At 37.1% G+C, this 13,955-nt stretch carries 14 protein-coding genes; 1 reads left to right on the forward strand and 13 read right to left on the reverse strand.

The annotated features are described in order from the left end of the window. Window positions 1–62 precede the first annotated feature (62 nt). The 8 genes from fni to prsW form a co-directional block, all read right to left on the reverse strand. Window positions 63–1,127, reverse strand: coding sequence for a type 2 isopentenyl-diphosphate Delta-isomerase (gene fni / locus AC3EA5_RS12625; RefSeq protein ID WP_488608662.1), 1,065 nt, complete (start codon window positions 1,125–1,127; stop codon window positions 63–65). A gap of 12 nt (window positions 1,128–1,139) precedes the next feature. Next, window positions 1,140–2,279: a 30S ribosomal protein S1 gene (rpsA, locus tag AC3EA5_RS12630; RefSeq protein WP_488608663.1), complete on the reverse strand. Its 1,140-nt coding sequence runs from the start codon at window positions 2,277–2,279 to the stop codon at window positions 1,140–1,142. Between the two features lie 93 nt (window positions 2,280–2,372). Beyond that, on the reverse strand, window positions 2,373–2,960 hold the full coding sequence (locus tag AC3EA5_RS12635) for a lysophospholipid acyltransferase family protein (protein WP_488608664.1): 588 nt from the start codon (window positions 2,958–2,960) through the stop codon (window positions 2,373–2,375). After that, window positions 2,961–3,635 (reverse strand): (d)CMP kinase, encoded by a 675-nt coding sequence (gene cmk, locus AC3EA5_RS12640; protein WP_488608665.1) that lies wholly within the window; start codon window positions 3,633–3,635, stop codon window positions 2,961–2,963. A gap of 658 nt (window positions 3,636–4,293) precedes the next feature. Further along, on the reverse strand, window positions 4,294–4,941 hold the full coding sequence (locus AC3EA5_RS12645) for a flagellar brake protein (RefSeq protein ID WP_488608666.1): 648 nt from the start codon (window positions 4,939–4,941) through the stop codon (window positions 4,294–4,296). 84 nt (window positions 4,942–5,025) lie between these two features. After that, complete coding sequence (locus AC3EA5_RS12650) at window positions 5,026–6,315, reverse strand: PepSY1/2 domain-containing protein (RefSeq protein ID WP_488608667.1); 1,290 nt, start codon at window positions 6,313–6,315, stop codon at window positions 5,026–5,028. 11 nt (window positions 6,316–6,326) lie between these two features. After that, window positions 6,327–7,127 (reverse strand): spore cortex-lytic enzyme, encoded by an 801-nt coding sequence (gene sleB, locus AC3EA5_RS12655; protein WP_488608668.1) that lies wholly within the window; start codon window positions 7,125–7,127, stop codon window positions 6,327–6,329. Window positions 7,128–7,263: 136 nt separating this feature from the next. Further along, on the reverse strand, window positions 7,264–7,950 hold the full coding sequence (gene prsW / locus AC3EA5_RS12660; protein ID WP_394187512.1) for a glutamic-type intramembrane protease PrsW: 687 nt from the start codon (window positions 7,948–7,950) through the stop codon (window positions 7,264–7,266). A 79-nt stretch (window positions 7,951–8,029) separates the two neighbouring features. Between prsW and AC3EA5_RS12665 the strand changes: the two genes are divergently transcribed. Next, entirely contained in the window at window positions 8,030–9,004 is a 975-nt protein-coding gene (locus AC3EA5_RS12665) for an asparaginase (protein WP_488608669.1), read from the forward strand. A 602-nt stretch (window positions 9,005–9,606) separates the two neighbouring features. Here AC3EA5_RS12665 and AC3EA5_RS12670 read toward each other — a convergent pair. From AC3EA5_RS12670 to AC3EA5_RS12690, 5 genes are all read right to left on the reverse strand, one after another. Then, entirely contained in the window at window positions 9,607–10,572 is a 966-nt protein-coding gene (locus AC3EA5_RS12670; protein ID WP_488608670.1) for a YpdA family putative bacillithiol disulfide reductase, read from the reverse strand. 122 nt (window positions 10,573–10,694) lie between these two features. Then, window positions 10,695–11,609, reverse strand: a complete 915-nt coding sequence (locus tag AC3EA5_RS12675) for a MerR family transcriptional regulator (RefSeq protein ID WP_488608671.1) — start codon at window positions 11,607–11,609, stop codon at window positions 10,695–10,697. Between the two features lie 85 nt (window positions 11,610–11,694). Then, window positions 11,695–12,471 carry a metallophosphoesterase gene (locus AC3EA5_RS12680; protein WP_488608672.1) on the reverse strand — a complete coding sequence of 259 codons (777 nt, stop codon included), beginning with the start codon at window positions 12,469–12,471 and terminating at the stop codon, window positions 11,695–11,697. A 124-nt stretch (window positions 12,472–12,595) separates the two neighbouring features. Beyond that, window positions 12,596–13,225 carry a CBS domain-containing protein gene (locus AC3EA5_RS12685; protein ID WP_394187507.1) on the reverse strand — a complete coding sequence of 210 codons (630 nt, stop codon included), beginning with the start codon at window positions 13,223–13,225 and terminating at the stop codon, window positions 12,596–12,598. A gap of 77 nt (window positions 13,226–13,302) precedes the next feature. After that, the gene (locus AC3EA5_RS12690) at window positions 13,303–13,914 is read right to left on the reverse strand and encodes a LysM peptidoglycan-binding domain-containing protein (RefSeq protein WP_488608673.1); all 612 of its coding nucleotides are present in this window, start codon (window positions 13,912–13,914) and stop codon (window positions 13,303–13,305) included. Between the last annotated feature and the right edge of the window lie 41 nt (window positions 13,915–13,955).

Below are 13,955 nucleotides of genomic sequence, written 5' to 3' on the forward strand. Positions count from 1 at the left end.
CTTCCAACTTCTTCTCTATCGTATTATACAACAAAAGAGATGCGGACGTTAGGGATTGTCCATCATCTCTTTATATTTTTACGATTTGCAAAGCTAAATGTATCATATCCGCGTTGAGAGATATAGTGATATAATTCTCCATTAAGTATTAACGGGCTGTCTTGCAGCTCTGACACTGTTGTTGCCCCTAAAGCAACCATCATCATTTTGATATCTTCTTTCATTTCCTCAATAGCTTGACATGTCTCATCTTCACCATGCTCAACCACTAATTTTAAAATAAATCCTGCGAGTCCGACAGCTGACGCGCCTAACGCTAAGCACTTTACAATATCTAGAGGATTCTGTATCCCTCCAGAAGCTATGATTGACGTATCAGAAGCTTCTATTTTCGCTTCAATAACAGATGCGGCGGTTTGTATTCCCCATTGATCGAAATAAGATAGTTGTCGTTTTCTTCGTTCATTTTCAATCATCGCAAAATTTGTTCCACCAAAACCACCAACATCTATTGCACCGACATTTAGTTGTTTAAGCTTATGTACCGTTTCTCTCGAAAGTCCAAAACCTGTTTCTTTAATAATCACGGGTACTGAAAGTCCATTGATTATTTGCTCTATTCTTTTAAGGGCATCTTTAAAATCGCGATCCCCTTCAGGCATTGTTAATTCTTGAATGACATTTAAATGAATTTGTAAAGCATCCGCTTGAATCATTTCAATAGCTTGTTTTGCTTGTTCAACAGTTGCTTCACTACCTAGATTTGCAAAAACTAACCCATTTGGGTTTTCTTCTCGTACAACCGCGTAAGACGTTCTTTCCTCTGGATCTTTTAATGCTGCCATTTGCGAGCCAACAGCCATAGGTATGTCTACTTGTTTTGCAATTCTAGCTAATTGAGCATTGACTATTTTGGTGCGGTCACCACCACCACCAGTCATCGCATTGATGAAAAAAGGCGAACTAAAATTCAGTCCGCCTACTTGTGTATGGAGTGAGATATCTTCCCACGAAGTATCTGGCAAAGCTTGATGAATGAATGTTATATCATCTAAGCCTGTTTTTCTAGATTGACCTGTGGAAAGAGCATGTCGAATATGATCTAGTTTTCGTTCAGCTCTTGTCATGTCAAATCCCCATTATTTAAAGTCTTTTAATCGATCACCAATTACATCGCTTATTGAAAAGCCCTTATTTTCTTCAGGCATTTCATAATCATTTCCTTGATAATCGTCCTCTTTTTCAACTAAATCTTTAATACTTAAAGACAATCGTTTGTCCGTTTTATTCACATCAAGCACCTTCACAGAAACTTCTTGGCCCTCTTTAAGGACTTCATGAGGTGTTCCAACATGGGAATGAGAAATCTGAGAAATGTGAACTAAGCCTTCAATACCCGGGAACACTTCAACAAATGCGCCGTATGTAACTAAGCGTTTAACTTTCCCTTCAAGGATAGATCCTCTAGAAGCTTTTTCCTCGATTCCTTCCCATGGTCCAGGTAAGGTATCTTTGATAGATAAAGATATACGTTCGCTGTCACGATCAACGGACAACACTTTCACTTTAACTTCTTGACCTTCATTCACAACATCCGTTACATGTTCTACATGTTCATGCGATAGTTGAGAAATATGAACTAAACCATCGACTCCGCCCAAATCAACGAAAGCACCGAATGCAGCAATTCGCTGAACAGTCCCAGTCATCTCATCTCCTGGATGGATATGGTCGAGAATATTTTGTTTTTGCGATTCTTTTTCTTGTTCAACTACAGCTCGATGAGAAAGAATTAATCGGTTCTTCTCTTTTTCCATTTCAACAATTTTAAAAGTCAAAATTTGACCTTTATAATTTTCAAACGATTCCACAAAATGGTCTTCTACTAATGATGCAGGCACGAAACCTCTTACACCCAAATCAATAACTAATCCACCTTTTACAACATCCTTGACTTCAGCTTCAATAATGACGCCATCGTTAAATTTTTGTTCTAACGTGCCCCACGCCTCTTCTGCGTCAACTTTACGTTTTGAAAGGACAAAGTTCTCTTCCTCAACTTTTGTAATAATTAAATTTAACTCGTCACCAATTGAAACGGCGTCGGAAGCTTTTTCAATGTGCAAGCTGGACAGTTCACTAATTGGAATCACACCGTCAAATGGTGCACCATCAATTGTTACCGTAACTGCCTTTTCATCAACTTGGGCAACCGTACCTTTAACTAGATCTCCCTCACGGAATTCCTGGTTTTCCAACAAGTTCGTTTCCTCAGACATATAGCATCCTCCTTCACAACGTTTCATTTATCTATTTTATTCGAATTCTTTAATAAAAACAAAAATTTACACTTTTCTTACAGAATTTTTTATTTATTTCGATTTGTTTTCATCTATTAAGTTTTGAATATGTTGCATGATTACACCAGTTACTTCTTCTGCTGAAGCTCTTCGTTCACGGAATGGTTCCATATCAATTGGAGATCCGTATACGACTTGAACACGCTTAAATAATTTATACGGTCCAATAATTGCACATGGCACAACTACAGCCTCACCTTTTAGGGCGAAGAAACCTGCACCTGAGAATCCTTTTCCTAATTCGCCGGTTTTGCTGCGCGTTCCTTCAGGGAATAACCCCATTACTTCACCATTTTTCAGTAAACTAATTGCTTTTCTCAGAGCTTCTCTATCGCTCATTCCACGTTTAACTGGAAATGCCCTTAATTTAGGTAATAGACCTTTAAAGACAGGCATGTTGAATAATTCTTCTTTAGCCATGAAATTCACATCTCGAGGTGCAGTTATTCCAACAACTGGTGGATCAAGAGCATCAATATGGTTGGCACAAATAAGGACACCTCCTGTTTTTGGGAAATGTTCAAGCCCTCTCACTTCAAATCGATAGAGTGGATTGAGAACGTTCCAAACCAATGATTTTGCAAACGTATAAAGATTCATTTAAATCATCCTTTCGTGTGCTAAATGAATTATTTGATTAACCACTTCTTCAATCGTTAATAACGTGGTATCTAAATAAATCGCATCTTTGGCTTGAACTAAAGGAGACGCTTCACGTTCACTATCCATTTTGTCTCGATTTGAAATTTCTAAAACCAACTGGTCGAAATGTGATGGTATGCCACGAACTTCATTGTCTAGTTGACGACGTTTTGCACGTTCTTCCACTGATGCGGACATAAATACTTTTAGTTCTGCTTCTGTTAATACATGAGTGCCAATATCACGTCCATCCATTACAATTCCGCCAACTGCAGCCATTGCTAATTGTCTTTTTACCATTTCGATTCTTAGGCTTGCATGAGCTGCAACTATAGACACTGAAGAAGTAACCTCATTTGAGCGTATTTCTTCTGAAACGTCTAGGTCATCTAAAATAACTAGTTGTCCATTTTTAGATGGTTTAAGTTCGATTGTTGAATCAAGCAATAATTGTGTCATTGCTAGCTCATCATTAATATCTATGTGATTCGTTAACGCTTTATACGTAATAGAACGATACATCGCACCAGTATCTATGTAAGTATAGCCAAGCTTTTCTGCCACTATTTTCGCAATGGTACTTTTACCAGCACCGGCAGGCCCATCTATAGCAATTTGAATATTTTTTTTCATCTAATCAACCCCTAATATTTATCCTATTTATTGTATCATAATTGCACAAAAAAAAGCCCATAGACTAGGGCTTTCAGGCTGATTTCAAATAAATTAATTGTGAAAGTAACTGTTTTAATATTAAAGTTCACATTTTCTTTTAAGTACAGACTAACATTCTAAATAAATCTAAATGTAAATTTACAGAAATAATTACGTTGTTCCGCTTCAGGTGGACGCTTTCCGCGGGCGGTCCTTGAGCCTCCTCATTCGCATATCTCACTGCGGGGTCTCACCTGGACCCGCTGATTCCGCCGGAGTCGCCACCTTCCACTCCACCCAATCAAAGGTTGTGTCTTTTTAATAAAAACATTTATGAAACTAAAAAATTCAACAAGGTGTTGTAGAGTATATATAAACGTCTACACAAAAAATCACTTAAATCACTTCTGTAAGCAAGACACTTCAAACTCAAAAGTATAAAAATGGTCGGCTATTTCTGAAGATTCCTGCGGAAAAACGAAACACGCTATCCCTACAGGTTCAGTTGTCAAAGACAGACTGAGTCGGAGAGGCTAGCGTTTCGTCCGCGGAAAGCGAAAGAAATAGCCGACCACATTCAATTTTTTATCAAAAGCGGTAAATAAGATATCTAGTTCTTTTGATGTTTTTAATTTTGTTATTCTACACCTTTTTTGCGTTGAAGTAATTGTCGATCGAAGCAAAATCTTACGATTAATTGTTTATCTACATCATCTGTCTCTTCAAATCGGATAGAAGCCATTTTAATTAAATCCTTTTCCCAAAAACGAACAATTAATGCATTCGTTTGGATATATTTGATATCCCCATTGGAGAAGGGTAAGACAATCGTTAAATTAACTGAATCGCCTTCTTTAAAAGATACAGGTTGATTGATAATAATTGCAGAACCACCTGCACTAATGTCTTCTGCAACAAATTGTGAAAACTCACCTTGGAATTCCACTGCCATGTCAACAGGGGTGTCTACTCGGACGAATTCTCTTCGTTGAATTTTGATCACTTGGTCTACTCCTGGAAAAGATAACGTAATCATTGGAATTTGACCTTGAACTCTTCCTAAAACTTCTGTTTGAAAAGCAAATGCGGCTTTAGCATCCTCTACAAATGACGCTCGCATTTGAGCACCTTCCATTAAAAAAGATGTTCTTTTTGTCAGCATATTAGTCGGGTAATCAATTAATATGACATTGTCTTTTTCTTCGACAACTTTACACCTAAATTTTTCCGCGGTTTCTGTATATGTTGGTTCAAGCGTGAGAATAGTCCCTACTTTTGGTTTCATTGCATATCACCTTCGCCTCATAAAATCGTTAATTTATTATGACATGAGACGATGTGGAATACTACATTTTATTTCCAAATTCTTTTACGATAATGGTTCTGTTTTTAGAACCTCTTTCGTTTCAGTGTCTACGAGAACTTGGAAAGTTTCTGGGATATTATTGATTTCTTTTACAACTAATAGGTCATAGCACAAGCGTTGTTGCAATTCTTTATTATCCGTATAAGCAAACGCTTCATTTTCAACTCTTACATCCTCCGTGAAAAATTCGGACCAATTGATGGCAACTATTTTTTGTGAAGGGAGAGTCTCTTTTTGAATATATTCCATCGTACTGATACCAAGCACTTCTCCGTTATCTTTCGCTAATTTCATTTGAATCGCATCGTCGTAAACTCTAGCCTTATTTTCGGGAGTCACTCGGATGAATGTCACATGCCAAACCGAATGATTTTCACGCGATTCAACTAATTCTACGTCATCAAATCCAAACGTTTTTGCTGCTTGGGTTGCTTTTTCTTTAATCACTTCTGGTCCAATACGATCCTTACTGACTGGTCTTTCAACTAGCGTTGAAAGTAGGTGACCGCCTTTTACTGTAAAGTCTGCATATCCTATACGTATTCCTTCTTGGAATTGCACATGATAGAAAGGATAGGTTGCACCTGGTTTACTTTTGGTCGTGACTATTTTGGCATTTTTAAATTGTGGGAAAATCTTTTTAAATTGATCTACAGCTTGTTGCTGCGTTATTTCCTTTTCGTCTATATGTTTTAATTCTCTTTTCTTTTGAACATCCGCTTCACTAGCTGTTAATGGGAAATCACTTTCTGTATAGCTCTTAACGTTTTTAGCTAAGCCCGACCAATTTTCTGATGGTTTAGCTGTTGCAACTTGCTTACGCCATTCTTTATAAGGCTCTTTTTGTGCAAGTAAGTCAGTCGTTGCATTCTCCCATTCATTTGAGAATTCATCTAAATTTCGAGAAACGTTGGCAGCAACTTTTAACCACTTATCTTCAGGAACCTTTTGTTCACTTTTCATTTTAGCAAAATCACCTAGACGTCCTAAATAATTCATCCATTCGTTTGAAAAATCTCTTTGAAGAGGCAAAGTAGCAATATCACTTTTAATTTCTGAAGATAGTCGCCATATATCTTCTAACGGTTCTGCCTGTGCGGAAGGTTCATTGAAAACACTTGCTTTTTGGACAGCAATTTCAAGTTCTCCTAATTTATCCGAAGCATCGCTCATTCGTTCCGTATATTGAGCACGCAAGTGTCTGTTTAATTCGGTCTCACTTTGCTTCGACTGAAATAAAAAAACACCCATGACAATTAAACCTATCGCTAAAACGCTTGATAATATTTTCATCATTTGCCTCCTCAATTACAGAATATATGTTTTCCAATTGTCTTAATTTGTGGTCTTGTCCAAATCCAATCACTCGTAGCCGTCACTGGATTAAAGTAGTAAAGGGCATTTTCCGTTGGGTCCCAACCATTTAGTGCATCTAATACGGCTGCTTTTGCCCGTGCGTTTGGTGTCAGCCAAATTTGACCGTCGTCAACAGCAGTAAAAGCACCTGGTTGAAAAATTACACCACTTATACTATTTGGGAATTCCGAATCCTCAATTCTGTTTAGAATGACGGCTGCTACAGCAACTTGACCTTCATAAGGTTCTCCTCTTGCCTCACCATAAACAGCATTAGCCATAAGCTGTAAATCCTGCTCTGAGTATTTAGAAGGTAATTGAACTTGCTCAGCTTTTGGTTTCCCTGTTCCTTTTTTTGTTTGTTGATCTAAAGGAACATTCCCGTAATGAGTAAATTGATTTCCTTGTTTAATTTGTGTTTGCACAAACTCTTTATGATACTTTGAGACACTTACTAATTTAGCTTTAGTATCTTTTCCAGCTAGTCCATCGATCGGTAAACCATATTGTTCTTGGAAGTTTCGAAGGGCCCAATATGTACCATATCCAAAATCACCATCGATTCTCCCTTTATAGAAACCGATGTGCTGTAGCCTTGCTTGAAGTTCAATCACATCTTCACCATATGCACCTAATTCAATCACTTGACCTGAGAAAGCACTAATCGATTGAGGTGTATAGAGTGACATTGATAAAAGACAGAAAGTAAGTGGCCATGCTAACCATTTTTTAGATTGATTCATACACATGCTCCTTTTTTTTATTAGCATGGGATAAGAACCATAATTTATACATAAAAACGGAGAGATTAAGTTAATTAGTTATGAAACAAATGTAAAGATTTGTCCAGATTGGTTTATTAAAAAAAGCCATTAAGCAATTTGCTTAATGACTTCCTGTGAAAATATTTTTGTTATGAAAATGCTCGACCGTTAGTAAATGAGCTTTTTTAACTTTTAAAAGACCTAACCACCATAGGAATAACATAAATGGCACCATCAAATACACCCATATCCCTGGTATGGATAAAATGCCGTTGTAAACCATATGTAATCCAAATGGAACGAGTAAGGCCACAAATAAAAGCGGCCTGTATGATTGTTCCTTTGCGAATTTTGCTCGACCCAAATAATACCCCATTACAACACCGAAAATAGCATGACTAGAAACGGGAAGTAACGCACGCAAAAAGGCTGTGTCTACACCAAATGCAAATAAATATAATATATTTTCGACCGTGGCGAAACCTAATGACACACTAACACCATATAGAATTCCATCGTATGGATCATCAAAATCAAAATGTCTAAAAATCAACATCACCAGGATGAGCCATTTGAAAAATTCTTCTAAAATACTTGAAAATAAAACTTGTCGTAAAAATAAATTTTGTATGATTGCCTCCTCAACAAATACATGCTGAATAAACAGCAATGGAAATGTTAAGATAGCACCATAAATGAAAGTGTGAAACAATGTTCTTGAAGGTTCATTCGCAATGTGATTACGCAAATAAAAATAGCTAAACAAAGCGAGTCCTGGAGCGATCGCGACTGACAATATGAATATCATGTTGCTTCTCGCCCCCTTTTCACTAATTTTAATTATATCATTCTTAACTCATATGAAGACCGATTAGGAGGAAAAATTTATGAAAAAAATTGTGGTTATACATACAGGTGGAACCATCTCCATGCATGTTCACTCTCAATCGGGTGCTGTTGTACCTGGGGAGATTAATCCGTTGAGTGCTGAAATGAATAAACTGGATCAGTTTGCAGATGTGGTTGAAATTGAAGCGTTTAATTTACCTTCTCCTCATATGACGACTAAAGAAATGTTAATTCTAAAAGAAATGATCATGGAGTATTCTCAACATAATCATGTAGATGGATTCGTCATTACACATGGCACGGATACATTAGAAGAAACCGCTTATTTTTTAGACTTAACGATTGATACGACTATCCCAATTGTGCTCACCGGAGCAATGCGTTCTTCAAATGAAATTGGTGCTGACGGGGTTTATAATTTACTTTCAGCAGTTCGAGTGGCTATTTGCAAAGATGCAATTGATAAAGGAATACTCGTGGTTCTAAATGATGAAGTTCATACTGCACAAAACGTAACCAAAACATCGACGAGCAATGTCTCTACTTTCCAAAGCCCTCAATACGGGCCGATCGGAATTATTACGAAAACTGGTGTACATTTTCACCATTCACCCATTCAACATGAAACGTTTGTTGTTCGCGAAATCACGAAAAAAGTTGCGATGTTAAAGGTATATGCTGGGATGGATGCTGATTTGATTTCATCCATTGGAGAAAATCATTATGATGGATTGATTTTAGAAGGGTTAGGTCAAGGAAACGTTCCCCCTGCAATTGTTCCAGCCATTCGAGAGTTACTGGCAAAAAACATCTATGTGGTTATTGTTTCTCGTTGTTATAACGGAATATCCCAACCGGTTTATGGTTACGAAGGTGGAGGGAAAATGCTTGCAGACCTTGGGGTCATTTTTGCACATGGTTTAAATGGTCAAAAAGCTCGAATAAAATTATTGTTGGCGTTGTCTCAAGTCGAAAAATCATCCGATATCCCAGCGCTATTTTTAACGTACTAATAAAATCCATTCAAAAGAGCTTCACTATGGCAGCTTAAGACTATTTAGTCTATATAAATACGGAACATGGTAAATATCCGACGCCGATTTATTAAAAAAGACAGTGGTCGGATATTTCTTAAGCTTTCCGCGGACGAAACGCAAGCCTCCTCGGCTGTTAAAAACCTATGCTCCTGCGGTTACTCGTCGCAAACGAATTGTGCACAATTCGTTGCCTGTGGGGTCTTGCGTGTTTCGTTTTTCCGCAGGAGTCTTCAGAAATAACCGACCACTAACCTACTAAATAGACAGCAACGTCATGCTTAAAGTGCAAAAAATTTTTTAAGTAAGTATTTATTGTCACTTTACACATAACTTCAAAATTGAATTGATAGTTACGATATCCTTTAAGCTAAACACTCTTTGATTCGATTAAATTCCTGTCAGACTGTCTAGTAGATTGGAATGCAGGCGGCGACTCCAGCGGAATCAGCAAGAACTGAAGACCCTGGACTGAGCATCGCGAGGGAAGCGGCTGAAGTCTTGCCCGCGGAACGCGTCCGCCGAAATGTAAATCAACGTTTTGTATTTAAAAAATTTTAGAGCTGCACAATGGCAGCTCTTTATTTTCGTCCATTTTTTATAGACTGTGCAATTTGTTCACCATGGAATCGTCCATTTTCAATGAAAATTTCATTTGCATTATTACCTGCCGCTAAGACTCCTGCAATATATAAATTGTCGACGTTTGACTCCATCGTTTGTTCGTTGATATATGGTCTACCTGTCTCATCATCCATTTTAACACCCATATGTTTTAAGAATTGATGATCCGGATGGTAACCGATCATCGCAAACACGACGTCATTTTTCAATTGATGTCTTTTTCCATTCTGTACGATATCAATCGTATGTTCATCTATTTTTTCAACATGAGCATTAAACATCATGTTTATTTCACCTGTTTTCACAAGTCCGGTGAATTCTGGCAAAATCCATGGTTTTATACTCGGTGAGTAGTCTTCCCCTCTGTATACGACTGTCACACGGGCACCTGCTTTATTCAACTCCAATGCGGCATCAATGGCAGAGTTTTTACCGCCGATAACGAGTGCGTCCATTTGAAAATAGGGATGGCCTTCTTTAAAATAATGATGTACTTTTTCAAGATCTGCTCCTGGCACATTGAGTTGGTTTGGATGATCGTAATAGCCAGTAGCGATAATGACGTATTCGGATATGTATGACCCTTTTGATGTATACACTTCGAAAACACCATTGTTCTTGATAACCTTTTCTACATTCTCATAGCGTCGGACATGAATATCTTTCAGTTTTACGACTTCACGATAATAAACAAGAGCTTGGTTCCTCTTCGGTTTTCTTTGTTCAATGATAAATGGGACGTCCCCTATTGATAATTTTTCAGATGTGCTAAAAAATGTTTGATGTGTAGGGTATTTATGTATCGCTTCTACTACATTGCCTTTTTCAATGACAATTGGTTTTAATCCAATGTTTTGCAATGATATGGCAGCTGCCAATCCACATGGGCCTCCCCCGACGACAATCGCATCTACTTTTTCCATTCCATTCACTTCCTTTACATACTCAAACCTATGTTCATCTCAAAATTGAAATGAAAATTTTTTGATCATCACAAAATAAAAATCTCCCATCTAATGATAGGAGATATAATCGTTCTTCTCAACTAATTCGCATATGTGTATTTTTCAACCCAGTCATCCCACTCTACCATCGTCAGACCAACCAGATGAGTTTCGATTTCTTTTTTCTGATCTTCAGGCATAGAATCGAAACCATAGCCTCCCGCTCCAATTCGTACATTTGGAAACTGCTCATCTAAAGACTGAATTAATTCAATTGTAGGCAATATGTTTTCTTTCATTGTACATGATAAAAATAAAAAACCTGGCTGTACAGTTTCTAGTACAACTTGGATATCTCCTTTTTTTATACTGCTTCCAAGATAAATGACTTCAAATCCTTTACGTCTCATATACAAGGTGAAAATAAGTAAGCCTAATTCATGCCATTCACCTGGAGCACATACCGCTACTACTTTTGGTAAAAGTCCATTATGCGGATAGGCATGCATGACAGATCCAATTCGAGAACGTAAGATAGCGGTAGAAAAATGCTCATGGGCTGTTGTGATTTCGCCATTTTCCCACAGCAAACCTATTTTCACTAAAATGGGCGCTAACAAATCGATTAGGACTTTATCCATTGTATAGATCGTAAATGCCTCATTCATAATATGTTGTGCTCTTCTTTCGTCGAATTGTATTAAAGCTTCCATAAGATCGCTTTGCATACGAGTTATGCGATTTTCATCTTCTTTCACATTTGGAGGTGCAGCTTTGTTATCATTTTGGTCGAGTAATGCAACCGCCTGACTAATTGTAAATCCTGCGTTTACCTTGCTAGATAACCATTTTAATGTGCGGACATGTTCATCTGAGTATAAACGATGCCCCGCCTCGTTTCGAATTGGTTCAATCATTTGATAACGTCTTTCCCACGCTCTTATTGTTCCTGGAAGGACTCCAACCATTGTGGAAACGGCTTTTATGTTATATCTTCCTATATTCGCATTATCCATATTATCTTCTCCTTCCCATACTTCAAGTACATCTATTCGGTTCAGTATAGGAAATAATTATACTCGTGTAAACATTGTATATGTTTTATTTATCCTCTGTATAGCCTTTTCCAGTAAAAGTAATCATATGACATTCGGGTGAAGCACCAAATCTAAACGGAATAAGCGATGTACCATACCCATTACTTATCAAGGATACGGAAGTAGAAGAGTCATCAAATGTACCTTTCGGATATAATCCATATTTACCGAACCGAATTTGTCCACCATGTGTGTGACCTGCCAGTAAAAGATTTGGCCTATACCTTTCAACAACTTTTGAAAATACCGATGGAGTATGAGACACAAAAATCGTATACTCTTCATTTTTTACACCTAAAAACGCCTCTAAAATATCTGCTTTTCCTGAAGATACATCATCGATACCTACTAACTTAATTGTAGATTGTCCTTCTCTTAAAATAAGCGAGCGGTTCTCTATAATCTTCCCTTTGACTCGATTAATCTTTTCACGGATGATTTCTTCACCAACTTCACGATCATTATTACCCCATACATACGTGATGGGCCCAATTTTAGCTAATTGGCGTAAATTAGCCTCTAGACGTTCTTTATCGACACGTCGATCAGCTAAATCCCCTCCTATTAAAACGACATCCACATTAGTTCCAACTTTTTTCAACAGATGTTTCGTCACTTTACGTCGATGAATATCAGATATGAAAAAAAGTTTAAACGATGGTTGATTATTAAAAGCTTCATGATTAATTTGATGATGCAATACGTTAATCTCAAACGCTTTTTTAAACATATACATGGGAATCAAACTTAATAAACCAAAAACACCAAATAAATAACGCATTGATCACACCTCTTTATCTTAAGACACATAATTATTTGACTGGATTTTAATAATGGTCAAAAAAAAAGGTGAAGGGAAATTTCCCCTTCCACCTTTTAAATTTTGTGGTGTACCTATTTTATCATTAATCTTCTTCCATGTGTAAAACGCGGAATCCTGATCGTTCTAATTCTTTTAAGAATTTTTGAACATTGTCTTTCTTTTCGATCTTTAAAACAATTCTTCTTAACAATTTATCTGTTTCATCAAATGTGACAAGTGAGATAACCGATTCATGGAACTTCTGAATGATGTCACCAAGTCGAGCAATTCGGCCTTCTGATTCTGCAGACGTGAAACTGATTCGAACGCCTGGACGATCCATTCCAAAAGCACTGCGGAATTGATGCATCATATCAAAACGTGTCACAATGCCAAGGAATTTCCCTTCTTCAACAACCGCGATGATAGGGAAATCATTTAACTGAAGGAATGAATTTTCAAATACATCTTCAATATGTAAGAATGTATCTGATTTACTGATTACGTCTTTAAGTAAAGTATTTGCTAAGAACTCTTCTTTGCTTAGTCCGCTAAAATAAAATGCACGGTACGCAATATAGCGATTTAGTATCCCTTTATACATTCCATTTTCACAAACTGGTAAAGCATCTAATTGATGCTTTTCTAGCAAATCCAATGCTTCGTTTAAAGAAGCTGAACTTTGAATCATTATACATTTTTCTTTTGGGATCATTACACTTTTTGCAAACATTTAAACACCTCATTCTATTATCAATACTTACCCTATTCGACAGACAATTAATCTATCCCTTTTTTTAAAATAAAAAATCAAGGCAATATTAATTTTTGTCCTTCTGAAATTGAATCCGATGTTAAACCATTCGCATCTTTTATTTTCTGCACTGCATCTGGCGAATTGTAATAATTCATCGCAATGCGATATAGTGTTTCATTTGGTTGAACGATGTGGGTTTTCCCAGAAGTTTCAGTTTCAGTTGGTTGTTCTTCAACCACTTCTTCCTGCTCTTCCTCAGTGACTTCCCCTTCAGATTCATCTTCTGTTACAACCGGTTCTAAAGGTTCTGTACCTTCATCATCATTAGATGAGTCCTCTGTATTCGTTTCTTTTGGCTCTTCCGTAACGGTCGTGTCAACAGAGTCCACTTCATTCTCTTCAAACTCAAATTCTCCAGCATCGGTAATGGCGGTTTGATTTGTGTTTGGTTGATAAAACACTTGGATATAAATTAAAAAACCTACTGGAATTAATATAAATATCGTAAACAAAATCGGTAGCAAAAGATTTCGACGCGGTTTGACTTGTTCCACGTTTTGTTTTGTTGAGCGTCTAGTCACACGAGTATTCGTTCGACTTTCATTATCTAAACTAATCGGTTTTCTATGCTCATCAATTTTATGTTTATAATCATCATTATTCATGTTGTAAAACTCCTATTCTACTGTACTTCTCTACTTATTAT

The organism is Paenisporosarcina sp. (genome assembly GCF_057785155.1).